Source organism: Ferranicluibacter rubi (genome assembly GCF_011603255.1).
Lineage (GTDB): Bacteria > Pseudomonadota > Alphaproteobacteria > Rhizobiales > Rhizobiaceae > Ferranicluibacter > Ferranicluibacter rubi.
This window is the reverse complement of sequence record NZ_JAANCM010000005.1, coordinates 1-16,861: the sequence shown is the minus strand read 5'-3', so window position 1 is coordinate 16,861 and position 16,861 is coordinate 1. Positions and strand designations below refer to the sequence as shown.

Sequence of the window (16,861 nt, the reverse complement as noted above, 5' to 3'; positions counted from 1 at the left end):
CCAAGCGCACCCATGAGACCGTGCCATATTCGGCACCCGCAGCGCAGACAGCTTTTTCAACCCACCAAGATCCCATTTCACGCGGGGTTCTTGAAACCAGATGACCCGGAACCGCAGAGAAGCGTTGTTCCGGTCCCTGTCGTTTGGCGCCCCGAAAGGCATACCTTTGACCAATTTTTCTTCCCTTGGCCTCTCCGAGCAGATGGTTGCGAACCTTACCCTTGAAGGTTTCACCGTGCCGACGCCGATTCAGGCCGAAGCCATTCCGCTCGTCCTTGCAGGCCATGACCTCATCGGCCTCGCACAGACCGGCACCGGCAAGACCGCCGCATTCGGCCTGCCGATGATCGAGCGCATGCTGGCCGATGGCAAGCGCGCCGACCCGCGCAACGTCCGCGCTCTCATCCTCGCTCCGACCCGCGAACTGGTGAACCAGATCGCCGCCAACCTGAAGGTCTTCGTCAAGAAGAGCCCGCTGCGTATCGGCCTCGTCGTCGGCGGCGCCTCCATCAACAAGCAGACCCAGCAGTTGGAACGCGGCGTCGAAATCCTCGTCGCTACGCCTGGCCGCCTGCTCGACCTTCTCAACCGCAAGGCCGTGACGCTGACAACCGCGCGCTACCTCGTGCTCGACGAAGCCGACCAGATGCTGGACCTCGGCTTCATCCACGACCTGCGCAAGATCTCCAAGCTCGTTCCGAAGAACCGTCAGACCCTGCTGTTTTCGGCCACGATGCCGAAGGCGATCGCAGACCTCGCCGGCGACTACCTGACCGACCCCAAGCGCGTCGAAGTCGCCACAGCCGGCAAGGCTGCCGACAAGATCGAACAATTCGTGCATTTCGTGAACGGCAAGGACGGAAAGGTCACGCTGCTGAAGCAGTCGCTGACGGCAAACCCCGACGGCCGCGCCATCGTCTTCTCGCGCACCAAGCATGGCGCCGAAAAGCTGATGAAGCATCTGGAATCGGTCGGCTATTCCGCAGCCTCCATTCACGGCAACAAGAGCCAGGGCCAGCGCGAGCGCGCCCTCAAGGCGTTCCGTGACGGCGAGATCAAGGTTCTGGTCGCCACCGACGTCGCAGCCCGCGGCATCGACATCCCCGGCATCACACATGTCTACAACTACGACCTGCCGGAAGTCGCCGAAGCCTACGTCCACCGCATCGGCCGGACGGCCCGTGCCGGCCGTGACGGCATTGCCATCGCCTTCTGCGCGCCGGACGAAGCCCGCCTGCTGCGCGACATCGAAAAGCTGATGAACATGACCATCACGGTCGCCAGCGGCGAAGCGCCGGCCAACATCTCCCGCGCACCGGCAGCCCGCAATGCGCGCGGCAATGGCGGCCGCGGCAGCAACAACGAAGGCCGCAACGGCCAGGGCCGTGGCGAGAACCGTGGCGGCCAAGGTCGCAATGAGGGTCGTGGCGGCGAGAACAACCGCCCGGCCCGCGTGGCACAGGCTCCGAGCCCATTTGCAGGCGACGATCTGCTGGCCGGTGACGACAGCGCGCAGCGCCGTGAGCACCGCAAGGGCCAGGGCCCGGCTGCGCAGGCCGCGCATCAGGCAGCCCTTGCCAAGCGCAACGGCAACCGCAACGGCCGTCCGGGCGGCGCACCCCGCACCTCCAGCCGCGGCCCTCGCCCGGCAGCCGGCAGCCCGGGCGCACAGGCCGCCCAGCGCCGCGAAGGCTCGCGTCGCGAAGAAGCGTAAATCACGCTGCACTTTAGAGATCGGAAAACGGCGGAACGAAAGTTCCGCCGTTTTCATTTGCAGGGCAATGATTGTGCCGGAAGGCACACGCTCATTCGATAAGCAGCTGCGAAGATAATGTGCGAAAAAGCGACGCATCCACGCGCAACTCGCCTTGCCATTTTGCACCTGAAAACCATGTCACCCCTTGAGGGGACAGCCAGAACGGGTGAAAATTTCTTTCTGTCTGAAACGAGCATGCTTCTTGCATTGCCAAAGCGCTTGTAATCAAATGGCTTAAAAAGGGGACCAGGCCGTTGGCATTCGATGAAATGATGAATGCGGACAACACTCCGCGACCGCCTTACGCAACATACAACGAATGGTATGCCAACCAGGACAGAGCCCGCCTGATCGCCAAGTCCAAAGAGGCCGAGAACATCTTCCGCAAGACCGGCATCACCTTTGCGGTGTATGGCCACGCCGACAGTGCCGAAAAGCTCATCCCCTTCGATCTCATCCCGCGCATCATCTCCGCGCGCGAATGGCGGCGCCTCGCGCAGGGCATCGAGCAACGCGTGCTCGCGCTCAATGCGTTCCTGGACGACATCTACCACAAGCAGGAAATCATCAAGGCCGGCCGCATTCCGCGCGAATTGATCGAGAAGAACGATGCCTTCCTGCCGCAGATGGTCGGCATGCGACCGCCGGGCGGGGTCTACACCCACATCGTCGGCACCGATATCGTGCGCACCGGCGAAGACCAGTTCTACGTTCTCGAGGATAACGCCCGCACGCCCTCCGGCGTCAGCTACATGCTCGAAAACCGCGAAACCATGATGCAGATGTTCCCGGAGCTGTTCTACCAGAACCGCGTTCAGCCGGTGGAGAACTACCCCTATCTGCTGCGTCATTCGCTCGCGGCCGTCGCTCCTCCCGGCTGCGAGGGCAAGCCGCGCGTCGCCGTGCTCACCCCGGGCATCTACAATTCCGCCTATTACGAACATGCGTTCCTCGCGGACATGATGGGCGTCGAGCTGGTCGAAGGGTCTGACCTTCGCGTCATCGACGGCAAGGTCCGGATGCGCACCACCCGCGGCTACGAGGCGATCGACGTGCTCTACCGCCGCGTGGATGACGACTACCTCGATCCGCTGACCTTCAAGCCGGAATCCGCGCTTGGCATTCCCGGCATCATGGACGTCTACCGCGCCGGCAACATCACCATCGCCAACGCCCCCGGCACCGGGATTTGCGACGACAAGGCGATCTACTCCTACATGCCAGAGATCGTGGAGTTCTACACCGGCCGCAAGGCGCTGCTTGAGAACGTGCCGACGTGGCGCTGTTCGGAGCCGTCGAGCCTGCAATATGTGCTCGACAACCTCGCCGACCTCGTCGTGAAGGAGGTCCACGGTTCCGGTGGCTACGGCATGCTGGTCGGCCCGACGGCCTCCAAGAAAGAACGCGCGCTGTTTGCCGACAAGCTGAAGGCGCGCCCGAGCAACTACATCGCCCAGCCGACCCTCTCCCTCTCGACCGTACCGATCATGGTCAACAAGGGCATCGCGCCGCGCCACGTCGACCTCCGGCCTTACGTGCTGGTGTCCGACAAGGTGCAGATCATTCCCGGCGGCTTGACCCGCGTGGCCTTGAAAGCCGGCTCTCTGGTGGTGAATTCCAGCCAGGGTGGCGGCACGAAGGACACTTGGGTACTGGAGGACTGATCGGCATGCTCGGAAGAACCGCAAACGGCCTTTATTGGATGTTCCGCTATATCGAGCGGGCCGAAAACAGCGCCCGCCTCGTGGATGCCGGACTGCGCATGTCCCTCACCCGCTCGCACCTCGGCGAAGACAACTGGGAAAGCGTGCTTCAGAGCTCGGGCGTCATCGACATCTACGAGCAGCGCTATGAAAGCGCGACCAGCGCCGACGCCGTCGATTTCCTGCTGCGCGAGACGACCAATCCATCGAGCGTGCTGTCCTGCATCGAAGCCGCCCGCAGCAATGCCCGCATGGTGCGCACGGCGCTGACGCGCGAGACATGGGAGGCGGTCAACGAGTGCTATCTCGACCTCAAATCCATGCTCGCCCGCCGGGTAAAGGCCGCCGACCTGCCGGAGGTTATCGACGCGATCAAGCGCAAGACGGGCCTCATCCGTGGCGCATTCCACGGCACGATGCTGCGCAACGACCTGTTCAACTTCTCGCGCATCGGCACCTTCATCGAGCGCGCCGACAACACCGCCCGCATTCTCGATGTGAAATACTACGTCCTGCTGCCGGCCGTGTCACAGGTGGGCACAGCCATCGACAACGTGCAGTGGGAATCGATCCTGCGCTCGGTTTCGGCCCATCGCAGCTACGGCTGGGTCTATGAGGCGGAGTACAAGGCCGCGAACATTGCCGACTTCCTCATCCTTAACGGCCGCATGCCGCGGTCGCTCGCCTATTGCTACGACAAGATCAACAGCAATCTGGGCTATCTCGAGCGGGAATACGGCGAGAGGCACAATGCCCATGACACGTCGGGGAACACGCTGAAATCGCTGCGGAACTGCTCGATCAAAGACGTGATGGACCAAGGCCTGCACGAGTATATCGAGACGTTCATCACCCAGAACAATCGTCTGAGCCAGGAAATCTCCGACGGCTACCGGTTCTATTGAACAAGGACATATCAGGCGCATGCGACTGAAAATCACCCATACGACCGAATACAGCTATGCGGAGCCGGTCAGCTACTCGCTGCAGCGGCTTCGCCTCACGCCCTTCACCCAGCCGGGACAGAGGGTTCTGAACTGGGAGACATCGGTGGAAGGCGCGAAGGTGGAGGTCGGCTACGAGGATCATTTCGCCAACCGCGTCACCCTTGTCAGCGTCATGGGAGACCAGATCCGCATGCGCATCGTCGCAAGCGGCGAGGTCGAGACGGAGGATCGCGCCGGGGTGTTCGGACCCCATCAGTCCTATATACCGCTCTGGCTCTTCCAGCGCGACACGCCGCTGACCAAACGGACGAAGCAGATCCGCGATCTCGCCAAGTCCCAGTCCGGCGACGGCATCCTCGCGCAGATGCACAACCTCATGGGCGCCATACACCAGGCCGTCGTTTTCGAGCCGGGATCCACCGGTACCGAAACGACGGCCGACGAGGCGCTGACCCGCGGCATCGGCGTCTGTCAGGACCACGCCCATATCTTCATCGCCTGCGCCCGCTCGGTCGGCCTCCCCGCCCGCTACGTCTCCGGCTACCTGATGATGGACGACCGCATCGAGCAGTCAGCCACCCATGCCTGGGCCGAAGCCCACCTCCCCGGCCTCGGCTGGGTCGGCTTCGACGCAGCCAACGACGTTTGCCCCGACGAACGCTACGTCCGCATCGCCACCGGTCTCGACTACCGCGACGCCGCCCCCATCTCTGGATTGGTCCACGGGGCTGCGAATGAGACGCTGACGGTGGCGCTGACGGTGGAGCAGCAGGGGCAGAGCCAGAGTCAGAGTTGACACGGAGGACGGTTCTCTAAAGGTTTCGTTCGAAGATACGTGAATGACACCTTCGGCAATCGAAGCGCGAGCACGATGATGGTTAGAGATGGGCCGGAATCGTTTTCAGATACCCCGCCGCGCTATAAGCAAGAACAGCTTCGTCTGCGGTCATCAGCGGGAGTTCATGGCAACGGGCAGTGGCGACGATCATACGGTCGGCTGGATCCGCGTGAAAGCTTCCGGGCAGACTCACACTCTCAACAGCAATCCGACCGTTTAGTGGCGCAATCTCAATTCCAGGCAATGTGGTCACTTGGTCGATCCAACGGCCAACATCTATGCCGAGAACCAAGCGTCCTTTTTTCACGAGCATCGCGATCTCCCATAGGCTGATAGCAGCGACGAGAACGCGTCCGTCTGCCGTCGCAGCATCGAGAAGCGTTCTCGCTTGGCGTTTCAGCTTCGGATCATCTTGGACGGCCCAGACAAGAACATGCGTGTCCAGCACCATCAAGACTGCGCATTCCAATCTCCGGGCGCAGCAATCGAGCCGAATGGATCATCAAAGTCGTAATCAGGCGCCTTGAGAGCACCAATCACGCTGCTGCGGCGCTTCGATTGGAAGAGTGGTGTCACCATTGCCACAGGTTCTCCACCCTTGATAACGATCACAGGCTCCCCATCATCCTTCATGCGGTCGATGATCGTCATACACGTCGCTTCAAATTCCACAGCACCAACATGTCGAACGCTCATGGCATACCTCCGGAACACGCGTAAAAGATATGTCCTTCGCCGATAAGGCACAAGACCTCAAAGCACCCCCATCGACACCACCTCCTCAGCCCCGACCACCAGCCGGTTCCTCAGCGGCAGCCCGAACCCCGCAGCCTCCATCTCGAACACATCTCCCGCCTCGGTCCGCACACCATCCCCGAACGACAGGGTCGCCGTGCCGAACATATGCACATGCACGTCGCCCGGCGCGCGGAAGAGGCCGTATTTGAAGTGGTGATATTCGAGGTTGGCGAAGCTGTGGGACATGTTGGCTTCGCCGGAGAGGAAGGGTTTTTCCCACAGGACGGCGCCGTTGCGCAGGATGCGGGAGGTGCCGCGGATGTCCTGCGGGGCATTGCCGATGCGGATTTCCGGACCGAAACTGGCAGGACGGAGCTTGGAATGGGCGAGGAAGAGATAGTTGATCCGCTCGGTGACGTGGTCGGAAAACTCGTTGGCGACGGCCAAGCCGAGCCGGAAGGGCTGGCCATTGTCGGCGATGATGTAGATCCCGGCGATTTCGGGCTCCTCCCCGCCATCGGCGGCGAAGGCGGGCGAGATGAGATCGCCGCCCGGTGACGCGAGTTGCAGACCGTTGCCCTTGTAGAACCATTCGGGCTGCACGCCCGTCTCTCCCGGCTTCGGCTTGCCGCCTTCGAGACCCATCCGAAACATCTTCATGGAGTCGGTCATCGCAGCTTCGTCGGCCGTGGCGGCGGCATGCATCGCATCGCGTGTGGCAGCGGAACCGAGATGGGTCAGGCCGGTGCCCGTCAGGTGGAGATGCGCCGGATCGGGATGCGTGATCGGCGGCAGGAACCGGCCTTCCGCATACGCCGCCTGCAGATCGACGACACCCGCCACGCCCCTCGTGGTCACGACATCGGCGAACGTCCGGCCGGAGTTGGCGGCTTCACGTGCCAGATCGTAGACGCTCAACGCGCCACGAACGGCACGGGCCGGCTCGCCTTCTTCCCTTACTGCAACCGTGATCGAGCCGTCCTCATTACGGATCTGCGACATCAGCATGGTGTTCTCTCCCGTTTCAAATGCAAACGCCGCCATCTGATCGTGTCAGACGGCGGCGTGATCTCGAACGACCGGGTACCCTTTCGGGCGACGATCAGCCCTTGTTCTTGTTGTAGACGTCGAAGAACACGGCGGCGAGCAGCACCAGACCCTTGACGAGCTGCTGGTAGTCGATGCCGAGGCCCATGATCGACATGCCGTTGTTCATGACGCCCATGATGAACGCGCCGATGACCGCACCGGTGATCTTGCCGACGCCGCCGGAGGCCGAGGCGCCGCCGATGAAGCAGGCCGCGATGACGTCCAGCTCGAAGCCGACGCCGGCCTTCGGGGTCGCCGAGTTCAGACGGGCCGCGATGATCATGCCGGCAAGGGCTGCGAGCACACCCATGTTCACGAAGGTCAGGAAGGTCAGGCGCTCGGTGTTGATGCCCGAGAGCTTCGCGGCCTTCTCGTTACCGCCCATGGCATAGATGCGGCGGCCGATGGTCGAACGCGTGGTGATGAAAGTGTAGAGCGCGATGAGCAGCGCCATGACGATCAGCACGTTCGGGAAGCCGCGATAGGTCGACAGCTGGAAGCCGAGGAAGATCGCGACCACACCGATGATGGCCATCTGGATGGCGAAGAACACGAAGGGCTCGTTCTCCGTACCATGCTTGTCGTTGTTGCTGCGGTCCTTCAGACCGAAATAGACAGCGAGACCGACGAGGACGATGACCGCGACCAGCGCGAAGAGGTTGGTGACGATGGCCGGGTTGGGGTTCGCAAACCAGAGCAGGTCGGGAACGAAGCCCGTGGAAAGGATCTGGAATTCCTTCGGGAACGGGCCGATCGGACGGTTCTGGAGGATCAGGTAGGTCAGGCCGCGGAACACGAGCATGCCCGCCAGCGTCACGATGAAGGACGGGATCTTCTGATAGGCGACCCAGTATCCCTGGGCTGCGCCGACGAGACCGCCGAGCACGAGGCAAAGGGGCACCACGAGCGAATAGTGAATGCCCCATTTCACCATCATGACGGCCGACAGGCCGCCAGTGAAGGCGACGATGGACCCGACCGAGAGGTCGATATGGCCGGCGACGATGATCAGTAGCATGCCCAGCGCCATGATGACGATGAACGAGTTCTGCAGGATCAGGTTGGTGATGTTGACGGGGCGGAACAGCACGCCGCCGGTGACGAACTGGAAGAACAACATGATGACGACGAGCGCGACCAGAAGGCCATATTCGCGGATGTTAGCTTTCAGATAGGCGCCGACGGACGGCTTGTTTGTTGGTGCGCTGGTTTCAAGGACCATTAGTGCTTCTCCCCGGAGCGCATGATGGCTCGCATGATGGATTCCTGGCTGGCTTCACCCTTGGGGAGTTCCGCGACGATGCGACCTTCGTTCATGACGTAGATACGATCGCAGGTTCCCAGAAGCTCGGGCATCTCGGATGAGATCATGAGAATGCCTTTGCCCTCGGCGGCCAGCTGGTTGATGATGGAATAGATTTCGTATTTCGCACCGACGTCGATGCCGCGTGTCGGCTCGTCGAGGATGAGGATTTCGGGATTGGTGAACAGCCACTTGGACAGCACGACCTTCTGCTGGTTGCCGCCCGAGAGGTTCACCGTTTCCTGATAGATCGAATGCGAGCGGATGCGCAGGCGCTTGCGATAGTCGGTGGCGACCTCGCGCTCGCGGTGTCCGTCGATCACGCCGCCATTGGCAACAGCCGGCAGATTGGCGAGCGTCGTGTTGTGCATGATGTTGTTGTTCAGCACGAGGCCCAGATGCTTGCGGTCCTCGGTGACATAGGCAAGACCCGCCTCGATCGCCTTCTGGATGGTGCTCACATCGACCGGCTTGCCGTGCATCAGCACGTCACCGGTGATCTTGTGGCCCCACGAGCGACCGAAGATGCTCATCGCCGTCTCGGTCCGCCCGGCACCCATCAGCCCGGCAATGCCGACGACTTCGCCGGCGCGAACTGTGAAGTTCACGTCATGCAGGAACTGCCGGTCGCGGTGGTGCTGGTGATAGACGTTCCAGTTCTTCACCTCCAGCAGCGTATTGCCGATCTTCGGCTCGCGCGGCGGATACCGGTCGTCCATGTCACGCCCGACCATGCCCTTGATGATCCGGTCTTCACCGATATCCTCGTTGTGGCAGTCAAGCGTTTCCACCGTGCCGCCATCGCGCAGGATGGTGATCTTGTCGGCGACCGTCTTGATCTCGTTCAGCTTGTGCGAAATGATGATCGAGGTCATGCCTTGCTTGCGGAATTCCATTAGCAGGTGAAGAAGGGCTGCCGAATCCGTCTCGTTGAGCGACGCGGTCGGCTCGTCGAGGATCAACAGGCGCACCTTCTTCGACAGTGCTTTGGCGATTTCCACCAGCTGCTGCTTGCCGACGCCGATATCGGTGATCAGCGTTGCAGGCGATTCCTTCAGGCCGACCTTGGCGAGAAGCTCGCGCGTGCGGGCGAATGTTTCCTTCCAGTCGATGACGCCCTTGGTCGCCACCTCGTTGCCGAGGAAGATGTTTTCCCCGATCGAGAGCAGCGGAACGAGCGCCAGTTCCTGGTGAATGATGATGATACCGAGATGCTCGCTGTCGGAGATGTCCTTGAACTGCCGAACCGAGCCGTCGTAAACGATGTCCCCGTCATAGCTGCCGGCGGGATAGACACCGCTGAGCACCTTCATCAGGGTCGATTTGCCGGCACCGTTCTCACCCACGAGCGCGTGGATCTCGCCCTCGCGAACCTTGAGATTGACGTTGTCGAGCGCTTTCACGCCGGGAAACGTCTTGGTGATGCCCCGCATTTCGAGAATGTATTTGTCCATGTCAGGCGTTCCAGTGGCCGTCCGTCGTGTGATGAGGTGGGACCGGCCGAGGGTCAGGCTCCCCATATGCCAAAAGGGTCCGCGACGGGTATCGCGGACCCCATGATAGCGTGATCGCTTAGTTGTCGATCTGCTCGGCGGTGTAGTAGCCGGCGCCGACCAGAACGTCCTTGGCATTGGTCTTGTCGACGGCAACCGGCTTCAGCAGGTAGGCCGGGACGACCTTGACGCCGTTGTCGTAGGTCTTGGTGTCGTTGATCTGGGGCTCCTTGCCGCTGATCACGGCATCGACCATGCCAACGGTAACCTTGGCCAGTTCACGCGTGTCCTTGAAGATCGTGGAATACTGTTCGCCAGCCATGATCGACTTGACCGAAGGCAGCTCGGCGTCCTGGCCGGTGACGATCGGCATCGGCATGTCGCCCGAACCGTAGCCAACGCCCTTCAGGGCCGAGATGATGCCGATCGAGAGACCGTCATAGGGGGAGAGAACGCCATCGACCTTTGCATCCGTGTAGGTCGAGGACAGCAGGTTTTCCATGCGGGCCTGTGCAACGGCACCGTCCCAACGCAGCGTACCGACCTGTTCCATGCCAACTTGGCCGGACTTGACGACGATCTTCTTGGCGTCGATCAACGGCTGGAGAACGGACATCGCGCCATCGTAGAAGAAGAAGGCGTTGTTGTCGTCCGGAGAGCCGCCGAACAGTTCGACGTTCTTCGGCTCGGTCGCACCGTCCAGCTTCAGGCCGTTGACGAGCGTCGTTGCCTGGAGAACGCCGACCTGGAAGTTGTCGAACGTCGCGTAGTAGTCGACGTTGCCGCTGTCGCGGATCAGGCGGTCGTAAGCGATGACCTTGACGCCGGCTTCGTGAGCCTTGGCGAGAATGTCGGAGAGCGTCGTGCCGTCGATGGCGCCGATGACGAGAACCTTCGCACCCTTGGTGACCATGTTTTCGATCTGGGCGAGCTGGTTCGGGATATCGTCGTCAGCAAACTGCAGGTCTGCCGTGTAGCCGGCTTCCTTGAACAGCTTTTCCATGGTCTCGCCGTCCGAGATCCAGCGGGTCGAGGTCTTGGTCGGCATGGAAATGCCAACGGTGCCCTTGTCCTGCGCGAAAGCCGGGAAGGCGAAGGACGCGACGCCGATGGCGGCAGCGGCCAGAAGTGATGTAACCAATTTCATAAGGTCTCTCCCTGGAGTGTTGACCGCGCCGGCCTGGAGCCGTCGCGATATGTGCGGCGCTGGACGCACCCGGAACATCGTTCCAGGGTGGAGGGAAAATGGATGAAGAAATCCCCCCGGCTTTAACCTCCGCAAGCGCCGGCGCACACGGCGGCAAACTGGAATCAAACTCCATAACTGTCAAATACAATATTCGTGTAGGCGTATATTTTTTTTGGTATAATAAACGAAAAGAATGTGATTTTTAGCACGATGAGGACCTGGGAGGGCGACGTCACGTGGAAGATACGGAAAATCAAGGGCTTGTACCTTTTGGTCCATCAGCGCGCAATGTTTTCAAGTCGGGTTTGAAGCTTGTCCACCTGCATCTGATCCTTGCGATCGAAGATAGAGGCCAGATCAGTGCCGCTGCCGAGGCCTTGGGCATATCGCAACCGGCAGCTTCACGCATGCTCGGAGAAATCGAATCGATCCTGCGCGCACCCCTTTGCGAGCGCGTGGCGCGTGGCGTCGAACTCACACCCTACGGCAAGGCGCTCGCCCGACGCGCGCGCACCATCTTCCTCGAACTTCGCGAAACCGCCCGGGAGATCGGCGAGCTGAAGACGGGCCGCGGCGGCTCGGTCTCGCTCGGTTCGGTTACGGGCCCTGCCCTGCATCTCGCCGTGCCCGCCATGCACCAGGTGACGACGGCCTATCCCGGCATCGAGATCAGCATCCAGGTGGAAAACAGCAACGTGCTGATCCGCGAGCTGATGGCCGCACGTCACGATTTCGTCATCGGCCGTATTCCCGACGATATCGATCCTCGCCAGTTCGACCTTGTGGAAATCGGCTCGGAAGACGTCTGTCTCATCGTCCGCGAGGGCCATCCTCTGCTCGAAAAGCCGGTCATCGTGCACGGAGACCTGCCGGGCTACGATTGGGTGTTCCAGCCGGCCGGCACGCTGCTGCGGCGATCCGTGGAGGACAGTTTTCTCACGAGCGGCGTGCCCCTGCCGACCACAACGATCAACACGTCCTCGATCATCCTGACCCTCTCCATCGTGCGCAACACCAATGCGATTGCGCCCGTGGCCAAGGACGTTGCGGAACTGGTCGCCAGCAACGGAACGTCCATCGGCGAGATCCGCATCCTCCCAATCGATTTCGCCATCACCATCCGCCCCTACAGCCTCATCACGCCCCGCGGTCGCGAACTGCCGCCGAGCGCCAAGCTGCTTTACGACCTGATCCTTCAGGAAAGCAAAGGCTGACAGGCGTTCGCTTTCGGCATGGACAGGCTTACGCAACCCTGTCGTGCTTGGCTTGCGAGGAAGACAATCCGCTGCGCCACATCAGCGTGCAGCCCCAGCCGGAAGGGACGGCCATGTTCGGCAAATCGCTCTTCCAGTCCGTGCTTGAGCGCATAGAGGCGGAAGACCCGCGGGAAGATGCCGAGGCAACCCCGCGTTCAGGCATCGCAGGCTTCAATGCGGGCCTCGCCTTCGATACGGAACGCGCCGCCGGCGGCGATGCCGTGCGACAAGCCTATGCCGATATGGATGAAGCGGTGAGCGCTGCGCCGGAACCGCCACTTCCGCGACCCGCTCCGGTTCTCCAAGCGGCAAAGCCCCTGCCCCGGCAACGCCCCGCCCACCTCGACCGGCTGACGCCCGCGCAGGTCGCCGAAGACCTTGAACTCTCGAATGCCGACACACCGGTAACGCTCGCAGAAAGGCGCCGGGCTTTCGCCAACCGCAACCATCCGGATCGCCACGCGCCGGAGGATAGAGAGGCAGCGACGACGCGGATGACGATCGCCAACATGCTGGTGGACGAGGCATTGCGCCGGCTGAAGCGCGGCCTGCCGATCGGCATGACACCACAGCGCCCCCGATAGAGCGCGCGCCTCGAGCTTTGAACGTCAGACCTTCGGCTCGTCCTTCGACGGCGCGTCGGGATCTGCGAGCGGCTGCGTATCGACGGCCCTCTCCTGCGGCACGGCCTCGGTCGATATCGTCGTCGGCTTGAAGAACACGATCAGCGTGGCCGAGGTGTAGGCGGTGACGGCCAGGAAGATCATGCCCCAGGTCGAGGCGCCGTTCCAGAACTCGACCGCCGTCCAGAGCGCGCAGCTCCCGACGATCAGCAGCCGTCGCCAGAGAGGGCGGTAAAAAGGATGATCGGGGTCGATGAACTTCTGCATGCGTCCTCTTGGATGACCAAACGTCTGCCAAGCGCGCCATATCACGGGATCGCGTCGCTCTGCGCAGATGACATGCGCAAAAAACATCGCAAGCGCAAGGGTACCGGCTTGACGGGCAGGAAGAAGACGGAATAAAAATTCCAAAAATTAATCCAGATCAATGTTTCGTTCCGGAGGACTCGACATCGATCAGGACGACGCGACGCCTCGGGAGGAGACGGCGTTGCTGGCACTTCCCCTCCTCGACATGCCTGATCCGCCGTGAGCGGATCGCCAAGCGCTTCCAGCGGAGTGAGCGCATCATTCCGCGTCCTGTGGCTCTCGGGCCGAGCTATCGAAAGTGGTAACATGACTGTGAGATTTGGTCTCCTCGGCGCCGGCCGTATCGGCAAGGTCCATGCCAAGGCCGTCAGCGGCGATGCTCATGCGCGCCTCGTGGCCGTTGCCGATGCGTTTCCCGCGGCCGCACAGGCGATTGCCGACAGCTACGGCTGCGAGGTCCGCACCATCGAGGCGATCGAGGCGGCCGACGATATCGACGCCGTCGTCATCTGCACGCCCACCGATACCCATGCCGACCTGATCGAACGCTTCGCCCGCGCCGGCAAGGCGATCTTCTGCGAAAAGCCGATCGATCTCGACGTCGGGCGCGTGCGCGATTGCCTGAAGACGGTCGCCGAGACGGACGGCAAGCTGATGGTGGGCTTCAACCGCCGCTTCGACCCGCATTTCATGGCCGTGCGCCAGGCCATTGATGACGGCCGCATCGGCGATGTGGAAATGGTGACGATCATCTCGCGCGATCCCGGCGCCCCGCCGGTCGATTACATCAAGCGCTCCGGTGGCATCTTCCGCGACATGACGATCCACGACTTCGACATGGCGCGTTTCCTGCTTGGCGAAGAGCCGACCATCGTCACGGCCCATGCCGCCGTGCTGGTCGATCCCGATATCGGCACAGCCGGCGATTATGACAGCGTATCCGTGATCCTCGAAACGGCCACCGGCAAGCAGGCGATCATCTCGAACTCGCGCCGCGCGACCTATGGCTACGACCAGCGCATCGAAGTGCACGGCTCCAAGGGCGTCGTCTCGGCGGAAAACCAGCGCGCCGTCTCGATCGAGATCGCCAATGGCGAAGGCTACACCCGCCCGCCCCTGCACGATTTCTTCATGACCCGCTATACCCAGGCCTATGCCAACGAGATCGCGAGCTTCATCTCCGCCATCGAGACCGGCACGCCGATCACGCCCTCCGGCGCGGACGGCCTTGCCGCACTCGCACTTGCGGAAGCCGCGCTGCGTTCCGTCAAGGAAAAGCGCCAGATCGCCGTCGAGATCTGAGCTTGAACGGCCCTCACCCCGAGGGAGGCCATCAATAGGTCTTCGGCAGGGCGTCCAGTTCTGCAAGGAATGTCTGGGCGCTCTGCCGCGTCTCCCGCTTCTTCTCCGGGCTCATCCGCGCCCATGCGGCATAGACAGGCCCCAGCCGGTGATTGCCCTTCAGCTTGTCCGCGTTGCGGTCGAGGAAATCCCAGTAGAGCGCATTGAACGGACAGGCATCCTTCCCCGTCTTCTTGCGCACGTCGTAGGCGCAGCCTTCGCAATAGTCCGACATGCGGTTGATGTAGTTGCCCCCCGCGGCATAGGGCTTCGACCCGAGAAAGCCGCCATCGGCAAACTGGCTCATGCCGATGACGTTCGGCAGTTCCACCCACTCATAGGCGTCCGCATAGACCTCGAGATACCACTGGTGGATCTCGATCGGCCGAACGCCGGCCAGCATGGCGAAATTTCCCGTGATCATCAGCCGCTGGATATGGTGGGCATAGGCATTGTCGCGCGTCTCCGTGATCACCTGTCGCAGGCAGGCCATGCGTGTCTCGGCCGTCCAGTAGAAATCCGGCAGCGCACGATCGGCCTCCAGAAAATTCATCTCCCGGTAGTCCGGCATCTTCAGCCAGTAGACGCCGCGAATATACTCCCGCCAGCCGATGATCTGGCGGATGAAGCCTTCCACCGCATTCAGCGGCGCGTCGCCGGCAAGATAGACGGCCTCCGCCCGCCGACAAAGATCCAGCGGATCGAGCAGCCCGGCATTGAGGTAGAACGACAGCAGCGAATGGCTGAGCACGGGATCGCCCGAGAGCATGGCATCCTGCCGCTCCCCGAACCGCGCCAGGTGATCGACCATGAACCTGTCCCGCAGCGTCTCCGCCTGCGCTCGGCTGACGGCGAAGTCGAAGCCTTCGAGCCGCCCGAAATGCGCGCCGAACCGCCGCCCGACAAGCTCCAGCACATCCTTGGTGATCGTATCCGGTTTGAACCCCTTGCGAGGCTGCGAGAACAGATCGAGCGTCGCGGGTTTGCGGTTGTCGGCGTCGAAGTTCCAGCGCCCGCCAGCCGGCGTGTCGCCCTCCATCAGCAGCCCGGTCTTCACCCGCATGTCCCGATAGAACGTCTCCATCCGCAATTGCCGCCGCCCGCCGGCAAAGGCTGCGAATTCGGACCGCGAACAGAGGAACCGCATGTCGTCGCGGATCTCGACCGGAACGTTGAACGCCCGCTGCCAGCCGTCCATCATCTCCAGCACGCGGAACTCGCCCGGTTCTGTCACGATGACGCGGTCCGGCCGCAGATCCGAGACGGCACGACCGACCTCACCGCCGAACGAGCCGCTATTGCTCTCGTCCTCCAGGTGCACATACCGCACCGTCAGCCCGCGCGCCCTGAGATCCTCGGCAAAGTGGCGCATGGCGGAGAAGAGAAAGGCGATCTTCTTCGGATGATGCCGCACATATTCCGCCTCCTCCATGACCTCGCACATCAGCACCACATCATCCGACGATGCCTGGGCGAGGCTCGACATCTCCGGCGATAGCTGGTCGCCGAGGATGAGGATCAGGTTGCGAATGTTGTCACCGCTCATCGCACATCCCCTCCCGCCATCTGCCGCGCGTTCGATGCCGCCGCTACCATGCGATCTCCGCCCCGTCATAGGCGAAGAACTGCCCTGTCTGCGCCGGCGAAAGGCCATCGATGACAGAAAGAAGCGCAGAGGCCGCCTGCGCTGGCGAAACCTTGTGGGCGTGCCGCCCATGCAGGGCCGTCAGGCTTGTTTCCACCGTGCCGGGATGCAGGGACACGACGACGCTCTCAGGGCATGTGCGAGAGATCTCGATCGCCGCCGTCCGAACAATCTGGTTGAGCGCGGCCTTCGCCGAGCGATAGGACATCCACCCTCCGAGCCTGTTGTCGCCGATGGACCCCACCCGCGCCGAAAGCGTCGCGAACACGCAGCGCCGATCCCGTGGCAGCAGAGGCGCAAAATGCTTGATCAGCAGCGCCGGCCCGATCGCGTTCAACGCAAACTGCCGCGCCATGACGGCGGGATCGATCGCCCGGATCGTCTTCTCCGGTCCATGCCCATCGATCTCCAGCGCCCCGGTCGCATCGAACACCAGATCCACCGATCCCAGCCGCTCGGCAACGCCAAGTGCGGCAGCCCGCACAGACCCCTCCTCCGTCACATCCATCCCGTCATCCCGCCGCGATAGCCCGACCGCCTCACCACACATCGGATCACCCTCAAGCGCCGCCAGAACCGCAGCCCCGATCCCGCCGCTGGCCCCGAGAACCACCGCCCTGTCTCTTATACA

General features: G+C 62.2%; 16 protein-coding genes. 7 read left to right on the top strand and 9 right to left on the bottom strand.

The window, feature by feature from the left end:
- The first annotated feature begins 166 nt into the window (after positions 1-166).
- The 4 genes from G8E10_RS11310 (at position 167) to G8E10_RS11295 (ending at position 5,202) form a co-directional block, all read left to right on the top strand.
- Entirely contained in the window at positions 167-1,714 is a 1,548-nt protein-coding gene (locus tag G8E10_RS11310; protein ID WP_165910536.1) for a DEAD/DEAH box helicase, read from the top strand.
- Positions 1,715-2,025: 311 nt separating this feature from the next.
- Entirely contained in the window at positions 2,026-3,420 is a 1,395-nt protein-coding gene (locus tag G8E10_RS11305; RefSeq protein WP_165910577.1) for a circularly permuted type 2 ATP-grasp protein, read from the top strand.
- 5 nt (positions 3,421-3,425) lie between these two features.
- Positions 3,426-4,364 (top strand): alpha-E domain-containing protein, encoded by a 939-nt coding sequence (locus G8E10_RS11300; RefSeq protein ID WP_110728393.1) that lies wholly within the window; start codon positions 3,426-3,428, stop codon positions 4,362-4,364.
- 19 nt (positions 4,365-4,383) lie between these two features.
- Positions 4,384-5,202: a transglutaminase family protein gene (locus tag G8E10_RS11295; protein WP_167128917.1), complete on the top strand. Its 819-nt coding sequence runs from the start codon at positions 4,384-4,386 to the stop codon at positions 5,200-5,202.
- A gap of 82 nt (positions 5,203-5,284) precedes the next feature.
- Here the strand turns inward: G8E10_RS11295 and G8E10_RS11290 are convergent, their stop codons facing one another.
- The 6 genes from G8E10_RS11290 to chvE form a co-directional block, all read right to left on the bottom strand.
- Complete coding sequence (locus tag G8E10_RS11290; RefSeq protein ID WP_281517549.1) at positions 5,285-5,695, bottom strand: type II toxin-antitoxin system VapC family toxin; 411 nt, start codon at positions 5,693-5,695, stop codon at positions 5,285-5,287.
- The gene (locus G8E10_RS11285) at positions 5,695-5,940 is read right to left on the bottom strand and encodes a type II toxin-antitoxin system Phd/YefM family antitoxin (RefSeq protein ID WP_167128911.1); all 246 of its coding nucleotides are present in this window, start codon (positions 5,938-5,940) and stop codon (positions 5,695-5,697) included. The genes G8E10_RS11290 and G8E10_RS11285 overlap by 1 nt, the downstream gene beginning before the upstream one ends.
- 57 nt (positions 5,941-5,997) lie before the next feature.
- Complete coding sequence (gene araD1, locus G8E10_RS11280) at positions 5,998-6,990, bottom strand: AraD1 family protein (RefSeq protein WP_167128908.1); 993 nt, start codon at positions 6,988-6,990, stop codon at positions 5,998-6,000.
- Positions 6,991-7,084: 94 nt separating this feature from the next.
- Complete coding sequence (gene mmsB, locus G8E10_RS11275) at positions 7,085-8,293, bottom strand: multiple monosaccharide ABC transporter permease (protein WP_110799399.1); 1,209 nt, start codon at positions 8,291-8,293, stop codon at positions 7,085-7,087.
- Complete coding sequence (gene mmsA, locus G8E10_RS11270; RefSeq protein WP_132447705.1) at positions 8,293-9,828, bottom strand: multiple monosaccharide ABC transporter ATP-binding protein; 1,536 nt, start codon at positions 9,826-9,828, stop codon at positions 8,293-8,295. The genes mmsB and mmsA overlap by 1 nt, the downstream gene beginning before the upstream one ends.
- A 118-nt stretch (positions 9,829-9,946) precedes the next feature.
- On the bottom strand, positions 9,947-11,014 hold the full coding sequence (chvE, locus tag G8E10_RS11265) for a multiple monosaccharide ABC transporter substrate-binding protein (protein ID WP_110799401.1): 1,068 nt from the start codon (positions 11,012-11,014) through the stop codon (positions 9,947-9,949).
- A gap of 278 nt (positions 11,015-11,292) precedes the next feature.
- Between chvE and G8E10_RS11260 the strand changes: the two genes are divergently transcribed.
- Together G8E10_RS11260 and G8E10_RS11255 are read left to right on the top strand one after the other, a co-directional pair.
- Positions 11,293-12,270 carry a LysR substrate-binding domain-containing protein gene (locus G8E10_RS11260; RefSeq protein WP_167128905.1) on the top strand — a complete coding sequence of 326 codons (978 nt, stop codon included), beginning with the start codon at positions 11,293-11,295 and terminating at the stop codon, positions 12,268-12,270.
- Between the two features lie 113 nt (positions 12,271-12,383).
- The gene (locus tag G8E10_RS11255; protein ID WP_167128902.1) at positions 12,384-12,896 is read left to right on the top strand and encodes a hypothetical protein; all 513 of its coding nucleotides are present in this window, start codon (positions 12,384-12,386) and stop codon (positions 12,894-12,896) included.
- 24 nt (positions 12,897-12,920) lie between these two features.
- Here the strand turns inward: G8E10_RS11255 and G8E10_RS25925 are convergent, their stop codons facing one another.
- Entirely contained in the window at positions 12,921-13,202 is a 282-nt protein-coding gene (locus tag G8E10_RS25925; protein WP_281517531.1) for a hypothetical protein, read from the bottom strand.
- Between the two features lie 348 nt (positions 13,203-13,550).
- Here G8E10_RS25925 and iolG point away from each other — a divergent pair, with 348 nt between their 5' ends.
- Positions 13,551-14,546, top strand: a complete 996-nt coding sequence (iolG, locus tag G8E10_RS11245; protein ID WP_167128897.1) for an inositol 2-dehydrogenase — start codon at positions 13,551-13,553, stop codon at positions 14,544-14,546.
- 31 nt (positions 14,547-14,577) lie between these two features.
- Here iolG and G8E10_RS11240 read toward each other — a convergent pair whose 3' ends face one another.
- Both G8E10_RS11240 and G8E10_RS11235 read right to left on the bottom strand, forming a co-directional pair.
- Positions 14,578-16,131, bottom strand: a complete 1,554-nt coding sequence (locus tag G8E10_RS11240; protein WP_167128894.1) for a cryptochrome/photolyase family protein — start codon at positions 16,129-16,131, stop codon at positions 14,578-14,580.
- A gap of 43 nt (positions 16,132-16,174) precedes the next feature.
- Positions 16,175-16,858: an SDR family NAD(P)-dependent oxidoreductase gene (locus tag G8E10_RS11235; protein ID WP_343289737.1), complete on the bottom strand. Its 684-nt coding sequence runs from the start codon at positions 16,856-16,858 to the stop codon at positions 16,175-16,177.
- Between the last annotated feature and the right edge of the window lie 3 nt (positions 16,859-16,861).

Coding starts and splice junctions, on each gene's coding strand:
- G8E10_RS11305 (WP_165910577.1), top strand. CDS start 2,026: ATGATGAATGCGGACAACACTCCGCGACCGCCTTACGCAACATACAAC.
- G8E10_RS11300 (WP_110728393.1), top strand. CDS start 3,426: ATGCTCGGAAGAACCGCAAACGGCCTTTATTGGATGTTCCGCTATATC.
- G8E10_RS11295 (WP_167128917.1), top strand. CDS start 4,384: ATGCGACTGAAAATCACCCATACGACCGAATACAGCTATGCGGAGCCG.
- G8E10_RS11290 (WP_281517549.1), bottom strand. CDS start 5,695: ATGGTGCTGGACACGCATGTTCTTGTCTGGGCCGTCCAAGATGATCCG.
- G8E10_RS11285 (WP_167128911.1), bottom strand. CDS start 5,940: ATGAGCGTTCGACATGTTGGTGCTGTGGAATTTGAAGCGACGTGTATG.
- araD1 (WP_167128908.1), bottom strand. CDS start 6,990: ATGCTGATGTCGCAGATCCGTAATGAGGACGGCTCGATCACGGTTGCA.
- mmsB (WP_110799399.1), bottom strand. CDS start 8,293: ATGGTCCTTGAAACCAGCGCACCAACAAACAAGCCGTCCGTCGGCGCC.
- mmsA (WP_132447705.1), bottom strand. CDS start 9,828: ATGGACAAATACATTCTCGAAATGCGGGGCATCACCAAGACGTTTCCC.
- chvE (WP_110799401.1), bottom strand. CDS start 11,014: ATGAAATTGGTTACATCACTTCTGGCCGCTGCCGCCATCGGCGTCGCG.
- G8E10_RS11255 (WP_167128902.1), top strand. CDS start 12,384: ATGTTCGGCAAATCGCTCTTCCAGTCCGTGCTTGAGCGCATAGAGGCG.
- G8E10_RS25925 (WP_281517531.1), bottom strand. CDS start 13,202: ATGCAGAAGTTCATCGACCCCGATCATCCTTTTTACCGCCCTCTCTGG.
- iolG (WP_167128897.1), top strand. CDS start 13,551: ATGACTGTGAGATTTGGTCTCCTCGGCGCCGGCCGTATCGGCAAGGTC.
- G8E10_RS11240 (WP_167128894.1), bottom strand. CDS start 16,131: ATGAGCGGTGACAACATTCGCAACCTGATCCTCATCCTCGGCGACCAG.